15 protein-coding genes are annotated in these 18,564 nt (G+C 55.3%); 5 read left to right on the forward strand and 10 right to left on the reverse strand.

Features of this window, described 5'->3' with window-relative positions; genetic code table 11:
* Nucleotides 1-35: 35 nt before the first annotated feature.
* Nucleotides 36-593: an ADP compounds hydrolase NudE gene (gene nudE / locus NXT09_RS15655; protein WP_205555246.1), complete on the reverse strand. Its 558-nt coding sequence runs from the start codon at nucleotides 591-593 to the stop codon at nucleotides 36-38.
* 437 nt (nucleotides 594-1,030) lie between these two features.
* Between nudE and NXT09_RS15660 the strand changes: the two genes are divergently transcribed.
* The 5 genes from NXT09_RS15660 (at nucleotide 1,031) to pckA (ending at nucleotide 7,207) form a co-directional block, all read left to right on the forward strand.
* Nucleotides 1,031-3,178 (forward strand): intracellular growth attenuator family protein, encoded by a 2,148-nt coding sequence (locus NXT09_RS15660; protein WP_268580245.1) that lies wholly within the window; start codon nucleotides 1,031-1,033, stop codon nucleotides 3,176-3,178.
* Nucleotides 3,179-3,295: 117 nt separating this feature from the next.
* A complete protein-coding gene (yrfG, locus tag NXT09_RS15665) occupies nucleotides 3,296-3,982 on the forward strand; it encodes a GMP/IMP nucleotidase (RefSeq protein ID WP_268580246.1) in 687 nt (228 codons plus the stop codon).
* A gap of 12 nt (nucleotides 3,983-3,994) precedes the next feature.
* Nucleotides 3,995-4,405: a ribosome-associated heat shock protein Hsp15 gene (hslR, locus tag NXT09_RS15670; RefSeq protein ID WP_205555249.1), complete on the forward strand. Its 411-nt coding sequence runs from the start codon at nucleotides 3,995-3,997 to the stop codon at nucleotides 4,403-4,405.
* Nucleotides 4,406-4,520: 115 nt separating this feature from the next.
* Nucleotides 4,521-5,390 (forward strand): Hsp33 family molecular chaperone HslO, encoded by an 870-nt coding sequence (gene hslO / locus NXT09_RS15675; protein WP_268580247.1) that lies wholly within the window; start codon nucleotides 4,521-4,523, stop codon nucleotides 5,388-5,390.
* A gap of 197 nt (nucleotides 5,391-5,587) precedes the next feature.
* The gene (pckA, locus tag NXT09_RS15680) at nucleotides 5,588-7,207 is read left to right on the forward strand and encodes a phosphoenolpyruvate carboxykinase (ATP) (protein WP_205555251.1); all 1,620 of its coding nucleotides are present in this window, start codon (nucleotides 5,588-5,590) and stop codon (nucleotides 7,205-7,207) included.
* Between the two features lie 76 nt (nucleotides 7,208-7,283).
* Here the strand turns inward: pckA and envZ are convergent, their stop codons facing one another.
* From envZ to NXT09_RS15725, 9 genes are all read right to left on the reverse strand, one after another.
* Nucleotides 7,284-8,645 (reverse strand): two-component system sensor histidine kinase EnvZ, encoded by a 1,362-nt coding sequence (gene envZ / locus NXT09_RS15685; protein WP_268580248.1) that lies wholly within the window; start codon nucleotides 8,643-8,645, stop codon nucleotides 7,284-7,286.
* Nucleotides 8,642-9,361 (reverse strand): osmolarity response regulator transcription factor OmpR, encoded by a 720-nt coding sequence (gene ompR, locus NXT09_RS15690; protein WP_005969424.1) that lies wholly within the window; start codon nucleotides 9,359-9,361, stop codon nucleotides 8,642-8,644. The genes envZ and ompR overlap by 4 nt, the downstream gene beginning before the upstream one ends.
* Before the next feature lie 332 nt (nucleotides 9,362-9,693).
* Complete coding sequence (locus NXT09_RS15695) at nucleotides 9,694-10,104, reverse strand: ParB N-terminal domain-containing protein (protein ID WP_080718602.1); 411 nt, start codon at nucleotides 10,102-10,104, stop codon at nucleotides 9,694-9,696.
* 68 nt (nucleotides 10,105-10,172) lie between these two features.
* Nucleotides 10,173-11,333, reverse strand: a complete 1,161-nt coding sequence (locus NXT09_RS15700; protein ID WP_268580254.1) for an ABC transporter substrate-binding protein — start codon at nucleotides 11,331-11,333, stop codon at nucleotides 10,173-10,175.
* Entirely contained in the window at nucleotides 11,326-12,576 is a 1,251-nt protein-coding gene (locus NXT09_RS15705) for an MFS transporter (protein ID WP_268580256.1), read from the reverse strand. The genes NXT09_RS15700 and NXT09_RS15705 overlap by 8 nt, the downstream gene beginning before the upstream one ends.
* A gap of 60 nt (nucleotides 12,577-12,636) precedes the next feature.
* A complete protein-coding gene (locus NXT09_RS15710; RefSeq protein WP_268580258.1) occupies nucleotides 12,637-13,806 on the reverse strand; it encodes an NAD/NADP-dependent octopine/nopaline dehydrogenase family protein in 1,170 nt (389 codons plus the stop codon).
* A 10-nt stretch (nucleotides 13,807-13,816) separates the two neighbouring features.
* Nucleotides 13,817-14,833, reverse strand: a complete 1,017-nt coding sequence (locus NXT09_RS15715) for a PLP-dependent cysteine synthase family protein (protein ID WP_010277727.1) — start codon at nucleotides 14,831-14,833, stop codon at nucleotides 13,817-13,819.
* Between the two features lie 13 nt (nucleotides 14,834-14,846).
* Nucleotides 14,847-16,250, reverse strand: coding sequence for a Y4yA family PLP-dependent enzyme (locus NXT09_RS15720; protein WP_268580261.1), 1,404 nt, complete (start codon nucleotides 16,248-16,250; stop codon nucleotides 14,847-14,849).
* A gap of 41 nt (nucleotides 16,251-16,291) precedes the next feature.
* Entirely contained in the window at nucleotides 16,292-18,487 is a 2,196-nt protein-coding gene (locus NXT09_RS15725; protein ID WP_268580263.1) for a TonB-dependent receptor, read from the reverse strand.
* Between the last annotated feature and the right edge of the window lie 77 nt (nucleotides 18,488-18,564).

An 18,564-nucleotide genomic window follows, 5' to 3' on the forward strand; every position in this document is an offset into this window, starting at 1 on the left:
GTTGGCTTATGAAAAACAGGTTGGTTTATTAAAAATTAGCGGGGTGTACGACGCAGCCAGTCATGGGCCAGAAATAGCGCGCTGACATTACGCGCTTCGCGGAAATCAGGCTCTTGCAGCAACGACATCATGTTATCTATCGGCCAGCGGACTTGCGGCATCGGCTCCGGCTCATCGCCTTCCAAGCTCTGCGGATACAGCCCACGTGCCACCACGATATTCATCTGGCTGGAAAAATAGGAGGGCGCCATCGTTAACGTCGCCAGTAACTCCAGCTTTTCCGCCCCAAAACCGACTTCTTCCATCAGCTCACGGTTAGCGGCTTCAAAGACCGTTTCACCGGGATCGATCAGCCCTTTGGGAAAGCCCAGTTCGTATTCTTCGATACCGACGGCGTATTCACGGATCAACAACAATTCATCATCAATGATCGGGACAACCATCACCGCCTGTCGGCCGCTTGAACGCATCCGTTCATAAACCCGGCGTACCCCGTTGCTAAATTCAAGATCGACGGATTCCACATTGAACAAGCGCGAACGCGCTATCGTTTCTACCTTGAGGATTTTAGGTTTTTTCAGGTTATGACTCATTGATGCCCCCCAGAGAGTTACGACCAGAACGGCACCTTAGCCCAACATGCATGAAAGACGGCGTTTATCGCAACCTGAACATGGCATGCTGTTGAATAAGAAGAGATCGTAAATATTCTTTTTTGATTCTGTTCACATTGTGCGTTAACAGTCGCCTCCGCTGCAACTATCGTGACGATGAATTTACGTGTGGGCAACATGAAGGATACATCCTGTATGAGAAACCACCAGAAAAAGTCAATAACGTAAGAAAAATAGGAATATCCTCATTCAAGCAGCACTTTTTGCTTGTTACTATCATCACCTTATGCGATTAATTCCACTCACAATTACGTTATTAATCTAAGAAAACAATGCCATACGGGTTATCATCGATTGTATAATTTTGTTAAACTCCGACGAGAACAAGGAGCATCGCGTTTTGGAATGGAGATTACATGAGCACAATATTTACCCTATTGGCGATATTGCTTGCCTGTCTGATCGTTGTCGGTGGTGTTGTTGCCTACCGCATGCGACACCGTTTCTTCTCCGCTCCGCCGTTACCCGTTTCGCAATCGCTTCCGCGACGGTTGACTGAAGATGAACGGATCGCCATTGAGCGCTATCTGGCTCAGGAAAACAGCCAGCAAACCACGCCGCTTGATACCCCCAATGAGCAGCCCAAACTCCCGCGTTCCCTGCAAAGTAATCGGGTTTACCCCATCACCCACACGATTACACGCTACGGCCTGAGCACTGACGCTCAGAATAAGTGGCGCTACTATATTGATACGCAAGAAATCCATCTGCCGCCCAGTTGGGAACCGTTCATTACCGAAAATAACACCGTCGAACTGATTAAGACGCGCTCGATCCCGCTGGTCATTTCCTTGAATGGGCACTCGCTAACCGAGTGTCTCGACGATCGTCCCCTCGCTCCCCTGCCGAGTGAAGTCCCTGTCCCGAACGCCTCCATCCGTCAGGAAGGCAGTGAGCATGCCGAGTTGGTCACGATTCGTAAGGAAACACGTGAAGAACACGCCATGCACCACTCTGGGGGCTTGAAGGAAACAGCCGTGCTCTGCGTGTCTTTTCTGCTTTTGTTCATCAGTCTAAATAGCCCTATAGCCCTGCTCCCCTGGCTGATCGGTACCGCATCATTATTAGCAGGCTGGAGCCTGTGGCAGCTTTTCCGCTCGCCGTCCGCTCAGGAACTGCGCGATGTGCACTGCCTTCACGGCACGCCGCAAGGCCTGGGTCTGTTTGGCGAATCCAATCAGGGGCCACTCGGCAATATCTCACTCGGTAATATCGATCTGATTTACCCGCCTCATTGGCAGCCCTATATCACGCAGGATCTCGGGCGAAAAACCGATGTCGATATCTATCTCAACCGACAGGTGATCCGTCAGGGAGAGCACCTGTCGCTGCATGATGAAGTGAAACATTTCCCGCTACAGCGCTGGGGCAGGAATCTGCTGCTGGCCGCGGGTTCACTGCTCAGCCTGATTTTGCTCGTCGCTAACGTACAGCTTGAACTGCCGCTCAAGCTCAGCCTGGCCTGGCTTCAAGGTGCGCAGCGTATTCAGGTCACGCAGGTCAGCGATCTGGAAACCGCTCAGCTCCGCATTGGCGACACGCTGGCTGTCCGTGGCAACGGTATGTGCTACGTGCCCGCAGGCATTCATCCCGTCTCCGCACCGTCGTCCTTTGCGTTCAGCCCTTTCGACTGTTCCGCCATTTACTGGAATAAAGCGGCACCGCTACCATTACCGGAATCCGATACGATTGAAAAAGCCTCTGCCCTGCTTAAATCCGTCAACAGCCAGCTCCATCCGCAAGCGGAAAAAGAGGGTCAGGTTAACTCTCAGTTAGCGTCGACGATCCAGAAATCAGGGCTGATTCTGATGAAAAACTTCGCTGAAGTTGTCCTGAGAACACAAGATTTGTGTCGGCAGGAAAACGATTGCTCCCGTCTGAAAAATGCGCTGGTGAATCTAAGCGACGTCAAGAACTGGAATACGCTGGTAAAAGACGCCAATTCCGGCACGCTGAAAGGCATGAATGTGGTGCTGCCTGCCGTCAGCGCAGAAACGCTGGAATCCTTGGTCAACAGTTCTACCGACCAATTCTTCTATCAGGAAATCAATAACGCGGCAGATTCGCTGAACAGCCCGCCGCCCGGTGGATTCCTGATTCGCAGCGACGAAGGCCGACAGTTCGTTAACCATCCGCTCCCTCCGATGCCGCTGAATGAATATCGTCCATCGGACCAGTGGCAGGAGCTCCAGCGGCTTTCCGCAATGCTATTGCATACGCCGTTTAATGCCACGGGCGTTATCACGCAGCTGAATACCGATGCCAACGGGACCCAGCATATCAGCCTGCACAGCGAACCCGACGTCATTACCGTCTGGCGCTATCTCGGCACTTGTCTGCTGCTGCTGCTCTTTTCTGCAACGTTTATCGTTAATGCAGTTTTGACTGGTATTAAGATGCGTAAAAGCCAGAAGCGCGTGACCGATATTCAGCGCTATTACGCCTCACGGTTCAATATGATGACGAATGCGTTCCCGGACAATCGCCCACAGCTCCCCCGCTAACGGCATCGTGCCCGCTCTGCGGTTATGCTAACCTAGCGGCCGTCACTCTTGTCACAATTGCATTGCGCGTCTTCTGCTGCATCACCCCTATAGCACGGCGCGACATCTGGAGTCGTTATGAATCCCCACGTTAACTGGCACGACATCGACACCGTGATACTGGATATGGATGGCACGCTGCTCGATCTGGCGTTTGACAGCTATTTCTGGCTGCAACTGGTGCCGCAGTCGCTCAGTGAAAAACGTCGCATCAGCCTTGAACAGGCGCACCAGCTTATCGAACAGGAGTACCGGGCCGTTCAGCACACGCTAAACTGGTACTGTTTCGATTATTGGTCAGAACGTCTCGATCTGGATATCTATCAAATGACGACGGATATTGGCGCACGCGCTCAATTGCGCGATGACACGACGCCGTTTTTAGCGGCGCTGCGCGAATGCGGTAAAGAGACGATTCTGCTGACCAACGCCCATCCACACAGTCTGGCGGTAAAAATCGAACACACGGGGCTGGATCAGCACCTTGATTTATTACTTTCCACCCATACTTATGGGTATCCGAAAGAGAATCAGCGCTTGTGGCAGGCCGTCCAGCAGCAGACTGGCTTCGACCCCGCCAGAACGTTATTCGTGGATGACAGCGAACCGATTCTGGATGCTGCGAAAACATTCGGCATTCATTACTGTCTGGGTGTACGTAATCCCGATTCCAGCCAGCAGGAAAAGGCATTCCTGCAACATCCGTCAATGAACGACTACCTTGCGCTGCTACCCGCTCTACGCCACTCCGTTAACGCAGGGTAATCAGGGGGATTTATGGTGAAAGCTACCGAGCAGGCCGACGACGCCGTTCGTCTGGACAAATGGCTTTGGGCCGCCCGTTTCTATAAAACCCGGGCGATAGCTCGCGAAATGATCGACGGCGGCAAAGTGCACTATAACGGGCAACGCGGTAAGCCGAGCAAACAGGTCGAACTGAATGCCGAGATCAAACTGCGTCAGGGCAATGATGAACGCACCGTGGTCATTTTAGCCGTCAGCGGCCAGCGCAGAAGCGCGACAGAGGCGCAGGCGCTGTATCAGGAAACGGACGCAAGCATTGAGAAACGAGAAAAGCTGGCACAGGCGCGGAAAATGAATGCGCTGACGATGCCACACCCCGATCGCCGCCCTGATAAAAAAGAGCGACGCGATCTGATTAAATTTAAATACAGCGATCAGGACTAGTGCTCCGCCCTTCATTTGTTGGTCATCAAACTGCTGACAATAGAGAGAAGGCTCAGCAATTGCCGCACCACTCATCGCAACACAACTCATCTCCGCACAACGACGAGAAAATATTATGGCTCACGACCAACTACATCGTTATCTGTTTGAAAATTATGCCGTTCGTGGCGAGTTGGTAACCGTTAACGAAACGTATCAACGTATTTTGACCAACCACGACTACCCAGCGGCGGTACAAACGCTGCTAGGCGAAATGCTGGTTGCCACCAGCCTGTTGACAGCCACGCTGAAATTCAGCGGCGATATTACCGTTCAGCTTCAGGGCGATGGCCCGCTGAAACTGGCGGTGATTAACGGTAACCACCAGCAGCAGATGCGCGGCGTTGCCCGTCTGCAAGGGGATATCGCGCCGGGGAGTTCGCTGAAAGAAATGGTCGGCAATGGCTATCTGGTCATTACCATTACGCCGACTGACGGCGAGCGTTATCAGGGCGTCGTCGGCTTAGAAGGTGAAACCATGGCCGAATGTCTGGAGAGCTATTTCCAGCAGTCCGAACAGTTGCCGACACGGCTGTTTATCCGTACTGGTCAACACGACGGGAAGCAGGCAGCCGCAGGCATGCTGCTCCAGGTGTTGCCCGCACAGGACGCCGATCGTAATGATTTTGATCATCTGGCACAGCTCACCACGACGGTCAAAGCCGACGAGCTGTTTACCCTGCCTGCCACCGAGGTACTGTATCGCCTTTATCATCAGGAAGAAGTCACCGTGTATGAGCCGCAGGATGTCGAGTTCCGCTGTCACTGTTCGCGCGATCGTTGCGCAGATGCATTAATGACGCTGTCCGATCAGGAAGTGAATGAGATGATCGAGCAGGACGGTGAAATCGATATGCACTGTGATTATTGCGGTACGCACTATCTGTTTAATTCGCTGGACATTCGCGCCATACGGCAGGATTCATCAGGAAATCTGTTGCATTAATCTTTTTAACGGGTACGAAAGTACCCGTTTTATTTTGCTTATTTTCCCACTTATAAACCGCCGTGATTATTTTTCACACACCCTAAATAAGCAAAGTTATTAATGAATTTATTTAATTTTATGATTGCTATCGCGGTTAAAATAAGCTCACTCCCTACAATGTTTAGTAGTACGACTATAACTTGAGGAGTAGCAACATGCAGATCAACGGTATTACCCCGCAAGCCCTGGCTGCTTATGGAATCCACGATGTCCGCGATATTGTCTACAATCCCAGCTATGAACTGCTTTTTGAAGAAGAACGCTCCCCTACCCTACAAGGCTATGAACGCGGCATCGAAACCCAACTGGGTGCGGTAGCCGTCGATACCGGCATCTTTACCGGTCGTTCCCCGAAAGATAAATACATCGTGCGCGATGACGTAACCCGCGACACCGTGTGGTGGTCCGATCAAGGCAAAGGTAAGAACGATAACCAACCCTTGAGTCAGGAAACCTGGACGCACCTGAAGCAGCTCGTTACCACGCAGCTGTCCGGCAAACGGTTATTCATCATCGATGCCTTCTGCGGTGCTAACCCAGACAGCCGCCTCAGCGTACGTTTCGTCACGGAAGTGGCGTGGCAGGCGCATTTCGTCAAAAACATGTTTATCCGCCCGAGCGATGAAGAACTGGAAGGCTTTGAGCCGGATTTCATCGTGATGAACGGCGCAAAATGCACCAACCCGAACTGGCAGGAACAGGGACTGAACTCCGAGAACTTTGTCGCGTTCAACCTGACAGAACGCATCCAGCTGATTGGCGGCACCTGGTACGGCGGCGAAATGAAGAAAGGGATGTTCTCCATCATGAACTACCTGCTGCCGCTGAAAGGCATCGCCTCCATGCACTGCTCGGCAAACGTCGGTGAGAAAGGTGATGTGGCGGTCTTCTTTGGCCTGTCCGGCACGGGAAAAACCACGCTGTCCACCGATCCGAAACGCCAGCTGATTGGCGATGACGAGCACGGCTGGGACGACGACGGCGTCTTCAACTTTGAAGGCGGCTGCTATGCCAAAACCATCAAGCTATCCAAAGAAGCCGAGCCGGATATCTACGGCGCGATCAAACGCGATGCCCTGCTGGAGAACGTCACCGTGCTGGCAGACGGCACCGTGGACTTCAACGACGGTTCCAAAACCGAGAACACCCGCGTCTCTTATCCGATCTACCACATTCAGAATATCGTTAAGCCAGTCTCTAAAGCGGGCCATGCAACGAAAGTGATCTTCCTGACGGCGGACGCGTTCGGCGTGTTGCCACCGGTTTCTCGCCTGACGTCCGATCAGACGCAGTATCACTTCCTGTCGGGCTTTACCGCCAAACTGGCAGGAACCGAGCGCGGCGTGACGGAACCAACGCCGACCTTCTCCGCCTGCTTCGGCGCAGCATTCTTGATGCTGCACCCGACGCAGTACGCTGAAGTGCTGGTGAAACGCATGAAGGCGGCTGGCGCACAGGCTTATCTGGTGAACACTGGCTGGAACGGCAGCGGCAAACGTATCTCTATTAAGGATACGCGCGGGATTATTGACGCCATTCTGAACGGCAGTATTGATGATGCAGAAATGCAGACGCTGCCTGTCTTCGATTTGGCGATTCCGACCTCGCTGCCTGGCGTCAACCCTGACATTCTCGACCCACGTGATACCTATGCGAGCGTCGAACAATGGCAGGAAAAAGCGGACGATCTGGCACAGCGCTTTATCACCAACTTCGATAAATACACCGATGCTCCGGCAGGCGCAGCGCTGGTGAAAGCAGGGCCGAAGCGGTAAACGCTGAAGAAAAACCATCACGAAAAAGGCGCGGATTCCGCGCCTTTCTTATTCATGCCAGTGCTGCCTAAAATACTTATGACTCTTTCGCAACGCCTGCATCCGCTACCGCGACGTCCGAGAGCAGCGGCAAATACGCGCGGACACAGAGCCCACCGCGTTCGCTGCTGCCGACATCCAGCACACCATTGTGCGCATCGATAATACGCTGCACAATCGCCAGCCCCAGCCCTGTACCGCTCGTGGTTCGCGCGCTGTCGCCGCGTACAAACGGCTGGAACAGGTGCTGTAACTGATCGGGCGCGATGCCTTCTCCGTCATCTTCTACCTGAAACCAGACGCGCTGTAGCTCACGTCCAGTACTGACTTTTATCCAGCCGTTCCCGTAACGTGCCGCATTCACCACCAGATTCAGCGCTGCGCGTTTGATCGAAAGAGAGCTAATGCGCACCAGCAGTTCGCCGGTAGCAAAATCGCTGTCGATCTGGCGTTCATAACCGCTTTCCGATGCCACCACTTCGCCCATAATGGCGTTCAGGTCTGCCACTTCCGTCTGCATTTCCTGACCAGTACGCAGGTAGTCAAGGAACTGCTCAATAATCGCATTACACTCTTCAATGTCCTTATTGATCGACTCCGCCAGATAGTCATCTTCCTTGCCCATCATTTCGGTCGCCAGACGAATTCGCGTCAGCGGCGTACGCAGATCGTGGCTGACGCCCGCCATCAGCAGCGTGCGGTCATCGGCCAGCAGCTTCACGCCGGAGGCCATCTGGTTAAAGGCGCGCGTCACGGAACGTACTTCGGAAGCGCCATATTCACGCAGCGGCGGCGGAATAATGCCTTTACCGACCTGCAAGGCCGCATGCTCCAGCTCAACCAAGGGTCGGTTCTGTACCCGAATAAATAGCCACGCGCCGCCAATCACCAGCAGCATTATCGCCAGCGTATAGCGGAAGAGCGGCGAGAAATCGCCCTGATGAATTTCGGTGAGGGGAACGCGCACCCAGATATCCGGTGACAGCCAGGTTTTCAGCCACACCACTGGCGTATTTTTGCTGACCTCAACCCGCACATCCGTCGGGCCGCCCAGCTGTTGCGCCATCTGGTCGCTCAAGAACTTGTAGTGCTGAGCCCAACGCAGGCCGCTTTCCTCCGCCGCCGCATTGGTGTACAGCGATATACCCAATTCTCGGTAAATCTCACGCCGGAACGCTGGCGGCACCTCAAGCGTGGTGCCATCTTCCAGTTGCAGACTGTCCGTCATCAGCATTCTCACTTCGTATGCCAGCACTTTATTGAACTGCTGCAAACTCGGCAGAATAGCGAAGTTGAGCACCACCAGATAGGTGGTGACCAAACTGACAAACAATAACGTGACAATCAGTAGCAACGTCCGTGCAAATGAGCTGCGCGGAGAAAAGCGCCATTGCATCATGCCTTACTGCCGTCCGGGACAAACACGTAGCCAAGACCCCACACGGTCTGGATATAGCGCGGGTGCGCCGGATCCTCTTCCACCATGCGGCGCAGACGAGAAATTTGTACGTCGATGGAACGCTCCATCGCACTGTATTCACGACCACGGGCCAGGTTCATCAGCTTATCGCGGGACAGCGGTTCACGCGGGTGGCTTACCAGCGCCTTAAGCACGGCAAACTCGCCGCTGGTTAACGGCATCGGTTCATCATCGCGGAACATTTCGCGCGTGCCCAGATTCAGCTTGAATTTGCCAAACGCGATAATGGCTTCTTCCTGCGATGGCGCGCCCGGCAGTTCATTCGCCTGACGACGCAGCACCGCACGGATGCGAGCCAGCAGTTCACGCGGGTTGAAAGGTTTAGGAATATAATCGTCCGCGCCGATTTCCAGCCCAACGATACGATCGACTTCTTCCCCTTTTGCCGTCACCATAATGATCGGCATCGGATTGCTCTGGCTACGCAAGCGACGGCAGATGGATAGCCCATCTTCGCCCGGCAGCATCAGATCCAGCACCATAAGGTGAAAGGATTCACGGGTCAGTAAACGGTCCATCTGTTCAGCATTGGCTACGCTACGTACCTGAAAACCCTGCTCAGTCAGATAACGCTCTAACAGCGCCCGCAAACGCATGTCGTCATCTACAACCAGAATTTTATAGTTTTCTTGCATTCTCTTTCTCCAAAGGCGTAATAGCGCCGACGATGCTATTGTTCAGAAACATACGAATTACTGACAGTCGTTTCTGGTATACATTCTAGGCAAAATTGTTACAAAGCATATTAAAATTCGTGTAATCAATCATTTCCTGTGCTCTCAGGCATGAAATAATCGGCGATTAATGACGATGGCGGTTAGCGAAGATTGTCGTTTACGAAGATTATAGTAACGCCGCCACTAATAAAAAGGCGCGGCGGCAGCAAAAGCAGGAGAAAACCGAACAGAGAGGACGTTGCCGCCTGAATTCAGGGCGACAACGTAAAGCGGTTAACGCATCGCAGTGATTAACGCATAAGCTCATCCAGCACAACACGCACCGACGGCAGTGCAGGCTGGAAAAGGTGACGCGTCGTCTTGTAAGGGAACAGACTCTTTTCTGCCACAATCGTCTGCATAATCAGGCTTTTGCAAAAAGGCTGTCCGGTCTTCCAATGGTAAACGGACACGCGGGGATCGTCATAGTCGAGCAGCGCACAAGGGATATGCTTTAATCCCAGCTCGGCGGCCGCGCGTAACCGGTGATTACCATCCATAATAATCCCCGTCTCTTTCTCTATCGGTACTGGCGTCGTCCAGCAGCCACAGCGGCAAATATCCTCCATCAGACATTCCACGTTCGACATATCGACATTTTCAGAGGGAAGCAGGAACTGCACGGGCGTAAGAGCAATCTGGTAGGTCATACTTTCAAACACGCTCTACCTCCTGACGTAAACAATCTCGTATCGCTCCGGCATAATTACCGGAGCGGACTGTGAGTGACTTACTGCGCAAGACTGACGAAATAACCCGGCTGGTAATCAACCGGTAGGAACTGCTGGTGAAGCTGGCGGAAGGTGTCATCCGCGTTGAGATCGCGGAATAAGTCCGGGTGGAACCACTCCGCCAGTTGCTGAATGGCGATAAAATCATACGGACCGTTGTAAAACTGATGCCAGATGGCATGAAACGCGCGCTGCTGCTTGGCAATGCTGTTGGTGTAGGCCGGACGCCCCAGAAACCATTCGAGGCGCTTGCGCCCTTCCGTCATATCCTGCCCCGGCCCCAGACCAATCCAGCGACCGCCGGGCACGAAGGACTCAAAGTTGCCGCTGGTGATCACCACAATTTCCGGGTTTTCCACAATCACCTGCTCAGGGTGCATCTGCATAAAGGTGCTCGGTGCATTCTTCGCCGCGACATTATCGCCACCGGCTAACTGCACGAATTTCCCGAAGTTATCCGGGCCGAACGTCAGGCAGCATTCATCGGTATACCCACCCAGTCGTTCAATGAATACGCGCGGGGAACGCGGTTTTTTCGCCGCCAGCACATCGGAAACGCGTTTTAGCTGCGCCTCACGGAATGCGAGAAATGCTTCGGCACGCGCTTCCTGATTAAACAGCTTGCCGAACAGACGCATGGTCGGCGCGGTGTTTTCCAGCGGGTGATAGCGAAAATCGACATACACAATCGGAATGCCGACGCTGTCCAGTATCCGGTCATAACCCGCATCGACAATCGACCGCTGCGCCTCAATGTTCATAATGATGACGTCCGGCTTCAGCGACACCGCCTGCTCCACGTCAAACGTGCCCTTTTCCGTGCCGTCAAACGTCGGGATTTTCGTCAGTTGAGGAAAACGATCGCGATACTGGTGCCACGTTGCCGGATCCGACTGAATCAGATCGCGCTTCCAGGCGACAATCCTTTTCGCCGGATCTTCCCGATCGAGCATCGCGACCAGATACAGCTGACGCCCCTCTCCCAACATGACGCGCTGCACCGGCGTGTTGACTCTCACCTCGCGCCCCAACACGTCCTTGATGACAGTGGAGGTTTGCGCGGTTTGCTCAGCCTGCCCCACCAGCGGCGACAGACCGACCATCAACAGCGCACTCAGCAATAACCGACGGCAATGTTGCCGCGTCCAACGATTACACATTTTCGATATTTCCCTTCGTCGAGAGAGAGTCATGTTTTTCCGCCTGTATCCGCAGGCGTCGTAGCAGCATCAACGAGACCAGGAAGGTCACCAGATAGGCGGCACCAACGCAGAAGAACAGCGAACGTAGTCCGGGGGAATAGAGAACCAATCCCCCCAAAGAAATACCCAGAATCGAGGCAAACTGGCTGACGCTTTGCGCCACGCCGAGTATGTAACCCTGCTGCCCAGCCCCCGCCGCACGGGAAATCAGCGCCATCAGAACGGGCGTCGTCGCCCCCAGCAGCACGCCCCACAGGAAATACAGCGGGATAAAAATCGCAATATTCAGAATCGTAGCGGCCGTCAATGTCACGATGGCGCAAGCCAGCATCACCACACACAGGCGGCTCAGCGTCTGCGACAGCGAGAGATTTTCAAAATAGCGCGCCCACAGCGACGCAGAGACAATCACGCCGGTCGCCTGCAAGCCATAGCACAGCCCGATAACCCACTTATCCACCTGAAAGACGCCGTCCAGATAGAGGGAAAACGGCGTTTGCGGGATCATACGGCTGGTCAGTAACAGGCCAGAAATCAGCAGCAAACCGGGGATCGGCGACAGCGCCCAGAGCCTCTGGCGCGGAACGTCTTTCGCCTGCGCGTCCGCAGGCGGAGCAGTGGGAGCCTCAGGGGCGACATGCGGCAGGAACAGCGCCACGGTAATGCCGCACAGCGCGCAGAGGATCGCCGCACTCAGGTTGATCCAGAAGAAGTTCAGATAATCGAGGATCAGCCCGCCGACAATTGCTCCCAGCAGCGATCCCACGTTGGTAGATACCTGAAGCCAGGCGAACAGCCGCGTGCGCTGTAGCGGACTGACCACCGCGACGCCATAGGCTTGCGCAGGCGCAATATAGCCCGCACAGGCACCCTGAATAAAACGCAGCGCGACTATCGTCCAGATGTCATTTGCCCACGCCAGCCCGAGCTGGGTTAACGCCAGCCCAAACAGCGCGCGGATCATCATGGCTTTGTTGCCCAGCCGATCGCCCATCCGTCCCCAGAAGGCGCTGGTCAGCATAATGCCAAGCATCGGCCCGACGTACACGGCAATCCCCGCGATACTCAGTTCCGCGCCGGACGACATACTTTCCAGATGCAACGGCCAAAACGGCCCGCTCATCTCCATCGCGCCCATCGCGACCAGCTGGACGACAAACATAAAGTGGATGATGAATGCCACCTGTCCGCTCAAGCGCATGCGTCAGCTCCTTCTGATTCCACGGCGTCACCCGGCCTCATTCCCGCTACGGTCATCACGTCAATTCATCTCATCCTTCAGCCAGTGCGGCGGGAAATAGTCGGGACGATCCTGCGTGGAGGTTCCCATGTAATCGCTGCACCACCGATAAACTTCCTCGATGTACGGCACGCTAACGGCCAGATTCTCCGCAATCGTCACCAGCAGGCTCAGGCCGTAGGCAATATCCTCCTGAAACACCCGATGCTGCGTATCAAACACGTACCCGCCAGAGCCATGTTGTCGCAGCGGCAGACCAATGCCGTGGTAAGCCTGATTGGTGCGCAGCACGGAAAGCATCGTGTGCGCATCGGCAATCTGATCGCCATAGGCATCGAGAATCTCCTGCTTGAGCGGCAGCACAGAATCCAGCCGCACGCCAAGCCGCGTTTCCAGCGCCGCACACAGCTGCTGGTTCTCTTCATCCATGCGTTCCAGATAATAGGCGCCGAGTTCCGGGCAATCATTCCACCAGCATAGCGGCTGCGAGAGCGGCCGGGCGTGCCACTGCCCGTAGGGGCCAATCAGGCCATAAATCACCGCACTGTGCATAATCGGGTTACCCGGCGTCAGCGTGATTTCCAGATAATCCGGCAATAACACCACGGGCGCAGAATAGAGCCGTTGCAGCAGCGCCATCAACGCCTGCTGGCTCGCAGCGGTTTCGCGCCGGTGTGTGGCGACATACAGCGTGGCCTTTTCACCGCCCATTTTGATCGACTGTCCCGGCAGCAAATCAAACGCAATGTGCGCGACGTCCTTCATTCCCCAAATCACCGCGTTTGGCCGCGCGGCCAGCTCACGTTCAGCCAGCCAGTCAAAGCCGCAAAAGCCGGGAATTGCGCCAACGTACACCGGTTTATCGGCAGGCAGATGGGGAACGATCCGCGCCAGAAGGTCGGCGCGGAAGTTGGCGGGAACGGTGATGATAACGATATCCGCATCGCGGCAGGCTTCCGCCGGGTCGCAGGTCACGCAGTCCGGCGTGGCCGTCAACGTCTCGCCATTCGGCAGCAGCGCGTGTAGCCGTTTACCGTGCTGCTGATAGGCTTCCGGCAGACGAGGATGGCTGCCCAGCAGCGTTACGTTGACGTCCGGCAGTTGTTTAAACAGCACCGTGGTGAGATGGCCGGTCTTGCCGGCCCCGCAAATCACCACGTTAAGCGGCTGCCCGCTTAGCGTTTCGATCATCCTTGACTCCTTAGCTTGCCTGCTCCAGAGAAATCGCGTTGCCTAGCCAGCGATCCAAATCGTGCCACACGCCGCTATCTATCAGGTTACGCGCCGCCAGCCACTCTTCGTTAAACACCGTGTGCAGGTATTTCTCACCGCCGTCAGCAATCGCCAGCACAACATTGCCACCGATGCGATCCTGATAGATTAGCTCCAGCGCTTTATAGATCACCCCGCCCGTCGAACCGCCGACCAGCAGACCGTAGTGCCGTGCGATATAGCGCGCCGTTTCAAACGCCTGCGCATCCGAGACCTGCTCACCACAGTCGATGCAGCTGTAATCCAGCACTAGCCCTACGGTATCCCCCGCTGGCGTCCCGGTGCCGGATTGATAGTAAGGCTTACCGGGGTGGCCGAAGACGATAGAGCCCACCGGTTCAACGGCAATGGTCGTGATATCCGGGTTATGGACTTTCAGACCGTGCGAAATACCCGTCATCGATCCGCCGGTACCCACGCAGCCAACAAACGCGTCGATCTTGCCAATCTGGCTAAACAGCTCGCGGACAAAATCGGCATAGCCGCCCGCATTCGCCGCGTTATCCGACTGGTTCATAAATACCGCGCCGGGTATTTCCTGCGCCAGCTGTGCCGCCATGCGCTGGCGCTCCACCACCGCCACCTCATCTTCCCCGTAGTCGCCGGAGACATAGCGAATTTCCGCGCCGAGCGCGCGCATGATGGCAATTTTGTCCTGTGCCGCGTGATGATCGACCACGGCGATAAAGCGCAGGCCGTATTCAATCGACGCCAGCGCCAGCCCGATACCGGTATTCCCCGATGACGACTCAACAATAGTGCCGCCGGGGCGGATTTTGCCTGACTTCAGTCCGGCAACAATCATGTTTCGCGCCATGCGATCTTTCATGCTGCCGCCGGGGTTGTTCTTCTCCACTTTTAAAAACAAACGCGTATCCCCATAGGGGACTGGAATTTGTATAACGGGTGTATTACCAATCAAATCAGTTACTTTATTCAGGATCATGGTTCTGCTCCATTCAGTTATCACTGGAAAAAATCAGCTCACCTTTCTTACCTTTGAACGCACACAGGCGCGCAGGCAGCGGATGCCGATGAAACGCGTTTTCCAGCAGGTCCATCTGGTATCCCGCCGTATTCGCGTAAATCAGTAAATCGCCTGACTGCGGCACGGTTCGAAAATGAATCAATCGGTTCGTAATGACATCGTCGTCCAGACAGCTGTGTCCGGCGATCCAGGCTTTGCCCGGCACCGGAGGCGTGTCTTTTTTGACGGAAAAAACATGCAGAGGATCAATCAAAAACTCAGAGTTAAACCAGGTCTCGCACGCGCTGAAGCTGCTGCCTTCCACAAACACGACGTGGTTGCCATCCGGCTGGCGGCGCGTGCGCGTGACGCGGAACACCGTAATCGCACTTTGGTCAGCCAGGCTGCGTCCCGGCTCTATCGCCAGAATCAGGTCGTGCTGCTTGAGCACATCAGCCACGCGCTCCTGTCCAATTGGGGCGGACAGAAATGCCTCAAGATAATCGGCTGCCGAACGCTCGCCGCCATACGGGTAAAACGAGGTCGGCACCTGACCGTGGCGGTAATCCGCCCCATTCTGCTTCGCTAAATAATCCTGATAGCGTGAAGCCGGAAGATATTGAATCGGCAATCCCCCGCCGATATCAATAATGGCGGGCTGTAATCCCTTTGACCTTGCCCGCTCCAGCAACGGCAGCACCTCAGCGAATGCCGCCACGCGGGTATTGGGCTCATAGCCACCGAGATGGAAATGGAAGCCTTCCAAATGAAGCGCATCCTGTCTGGTGCTCAACGCCTCCAGACAGATTGCGACCTCATCGGTCAGCATGCCAAACCGGCTGGTCTGAGCGAACGACGGGCGATAGCGCAGCAGAACCCGCACGGGATCCGTCACGCGCAGCAAATCCGCCAGCGCGAGCACCTCGTCGAACTCTTCCGGCGAATCCAGCACGATAAGGGCGCGATGATGAATCAGCGCCGTCAGAAACTCGCGCGTTTTGGCCGGGCCGGTGGCGCACAGCCGCGCGCCGTCACAGCCTGCCCGCAGCGCATCTTTCAGCTCCTGTAAGCTGGAAACATCCACGCCGACGCCCGCGTTAACCGCCGCCTGAACCAGCCCCGGCGATTTGTTCACCTTCGCGCCGTAGTACAGGCGGCAGTCCACGTCGTGACGCTGCAACACTGTCCGCAATGCCGCGATATTGTTGGCCACGGTGTGCGGCCAGACAATATTCAGCGGCGATCCATACTGCTCAACCAACCATGACAGCCTTTGGGGCGAGTTGAAAACAAACTGCTCAATCTCACTATCCAGATAAGGCGTCAGTCTCTCAGGCCAGTGGGCCTGCGCGACAGGGAGGGAAGACACTGCGGCAAAGCTAAACAGGTTGCTCATCGCTATCTCCTTAACGTTCGGTTCCTGAAAAACACATATCCTTAGAAATCAACCGCGACGGACAGCATCAGCGTCCGCGGCGTTCCTTGCGATACCGTGCTGAACGACGTCACTCCAGACCAGTAATTGCGGTCAAAGGCGTTAAGCACATCGGCACGGAACGTGGTGGGCGCGTTATAGATTCGTGTCTTGTAACGCGCGCCGAAATCAACGGTGGTCCAGGAAGGAATTGACTGGGTATTGATGGTGTTGACGTTCTGCTTCCCGTTATGGACGACGTTGGCATTCAGCGTCAGATCGCGCAGGAACGGCAGATCATATTCCACTCCAGCGTTCGCCTGAAAACGTGACGTGCCCGGCGCGCGCTTGCCTTGTGCCCCCGGCGTCACGCTTTTGGTCAGCTCGGCATCCAGCAGCATCACGCCACCGGTCAGGCGCAGATCCTCCAGCGGTGAACCGACGACATCCAGCTCGATACCCCGATTGCGCTGCTCGTTAGCGGTAACGAACTCACTACCCGCACCGTTAACCAGCGCACCGCTCGGCTTGGTGATCTGGAAAACGCTCAGCGTGGAGATCGTCCCCAACGCGTCCACTTTCACCCCAGCTTCGTACTGCTTGCTCTTATACGGCGCAAGTACCTGGCCCGGATTGCTCGCATTCGCAGGCGCAATATCGCCTTTGCTCAGCCCCTCAATGTAGTTGGCATAGAGTGAGACGTGCTGCCAAGGCTTAACCACGACACCCACCATCGGCGTTACCGCATTTTTGTCGTAGGACGATGATGGCGCACTATTGCCGGGAACAAAGTTATCCGACTTGATCTGTTGATAACGCAGCCCGCCCGTGACTTGCAGCGCATCGTTCCAGAAGCCGAGCGTATCCGCCAGCGCGATACCTGACAGCGCGGTGGAAGAGCGTTTATACACGCTTGGCGGAGCAGCGACATTCTGGGCAGGTGAAGAAACCGGATTATAAATATTTGAGTTAATTGCTGTTCCGCTGCCGATACCGGTCGCCTGACGATCGCGGTAGTAGCTGGTCTGTGCCGACAGCTTGTGCGTCACCGAACCCGTTTCCACATCCGCGCGAACACCGGTCGCCAACGTATAGCGGCTGGTAGTAAAGCGATAATTACCCACGGCGGAAGTCACATCGCCATTATTATTCGTGACCTGCGGCACCTGCTCCGACAGTCGGCTCACGTGTGCACTGGAACCGCCGAGATCGGTAAACCAGGTGACGTTATCCGCCAGATCGTATTCGGTATGCAGCAGCACCGACTGGTCTTTGGAATGCCAGAATCCCCACGGCTGGGAAATGTTGGTATTGCCATCCGGCGCGTCAGGTACGGTCACACCGGGCGCAAACGAATAGGGCCGCGACGGCGCACGCGTTTTCAGGTGCTGACTGATGAGATCTAACGTGGCGCGGAAGCGTTCTGACGAGAAATCCAGTCCGAGCGAGCCGACCTGTGTACGTTTGTCGCTGCCGTCCCACACCGTGTCGCCGTAACCGTAATTGCCGTTAAAGCGCACACCGAACAGGTTGTTATTGTCCAGCGCATAGACGCGGGAAATATCCGCATGCTGCGTGAGCTGGGAATCAGACTGCCAGCTGGTAGTGAGGCGGGTCAGATTGCCGACGGTGGTCGGGCGTTTGGTGACAGCGTTAATCACGCCGCCCACGCTGCTGTTCGGCGACAGCCCATACAGCAGCGCCGACGGCCCTTTCAGCACTTCCACCCGCTCGATATAGTCGGTCATCAGCTGGTAGTTGGGCGCAACACCGTAGACGCCGTTCATGGCGATATCGCTCAGGTTTCCTTCATTGAGTGGAAAACCGCGGATGTAGTAGGAATCCAGCAGACCGCCCTGAGAACTGCTCACTCGCACCGATGCGTCATGCGCAACCACCTGCCCCAGCGTCTGTGCCTGTTTATTTTCAATAAACGATGAGGTCATGTTGCTGACGTTAAACGGCGTATCCATCACGTCCTTTTTGCCCAGCAGCCCGGTGCTGGACGACCGCGTCGACATGCCGCCCGCGACCAGCCCCTGCACAGCTTCAGCGTCTTTAGCTTCCACCACGATAGTGGAATCATCGCGCTCGCCCGTTGCAGACTGCGCGGGTATCGCGATGCCGCTTAGCACAGCCGTGACGGCGATGGCCAACACGGAGGGAATAGGAAAACGAGTCTTCCCGGTAGGTGGAGTGAAGTTCTTCCTGGCGTTCATCAACAAAGTTATCCATCTCAAAATGAGGAGTGAAAAAGATGCTCCCGTTTTTCAGCCTGTGAGGCGGGAGCATCGCC

The sequence above is a fragment of the Pectobacterium jejuense genome, assembly GCF_026800125.1.
GTDB lineage: Bacteria > Pseudomonadota > Gammaproteobacteria > Enterobacterales > Enterobacteriaceae > Pectobacterium > Pectobacterium jejuense.

Coding starts and splice junctions, on each gene's coding strand:
- NXT09_RS15700 (WP_268580254.1), bottom strand. CDS start 11,333: ATGTGTAATCGTTGGACGCGGCAACATTGCCGTCGGTTATTGCTGAGT.
- NXT09_RS15660 (WP_268580245.1), top strand. CDS start 1,031: ATGAGCACAATATTTACCCTATTGGCGATATTGCTTGCCTGTCTGATC.
- NXT09_RS15715 (WP_010277727.1), bottom strand. CDS start 14,833: ATGATCCTGAATAAAGTAACTGATTTGATTGGTAATACACCCGTTATA.
- yrfG (WP_268580246.1), top strand. CDS start 3,296: ATGAATCCCCACGTTAACTGGCACGACATCGACACCGTGATACTGGAT.
- NXT09_RS15705 (WP_268580256.1), bottom strand. CDS start 12,576: ATGCGCTTGAGCGGACAGGTGGCATTCATCATCCACTTTATGTTTGTC.
- NXT09_RS15720 (WP_268580261.1), bottom strand. CDS start 16,250: ATGAGCAACCTGTTTAGCTTTGCCGCAGTGTCTTCCCTCCCTGTCGCG.
- nudE (WP_205555246.1), bottom strand. CDS start 593: ATGAGTCATAACCTGAAAAAACCTAAAATCCTCAAGGTAGAAACGATA.
- envZ (WP_268580248.1), bottom strand. CDS start 8,645: ATGATGCAATGGCGCTTTTCTCCGCGCAGCTCATTTGCACGGACGTTG.
- hslR (WP_205555249.1), top strand. CDS start 3,995: ATGGTGAAAGCTACCGAGCAGGCCGACGACGCCGTTCGTCTGGACAAA.
- hslO (WP_268580247.1), top strand. CDS start 4,521: ATGGCTCACGACCAACTACATCGTTATCTGTTTGAAAATTATGCCGTT.
- ompR (WP_005969424.1), bottom strand. CDS start 9,361: ATGCAAGAAAACTATAAAATTCTGGTTGTAGATGACGACATGCGTTTG.
- NXT09_RS15725 (WP_268580263.1), bottom strand. CDS start 18,487: ATGAACGCCAGGAAGAACTTCACTCCACCTACCGGGAAGACTCGTTTT.
- pckA (WP_205555251.1), top strand. CDS start 5,588: ATGCAGATCAACGGTATTACCCCGCAAGCCCTGGCTGCTTATGGAATC.
- NXT09_RS15710 (WP_268580258.1), bottom strand. CDS start 13,806: ATGATCGAAACGCTAAGCGGGCAGCCGCTTAACGTGGTGATTTGCGGG.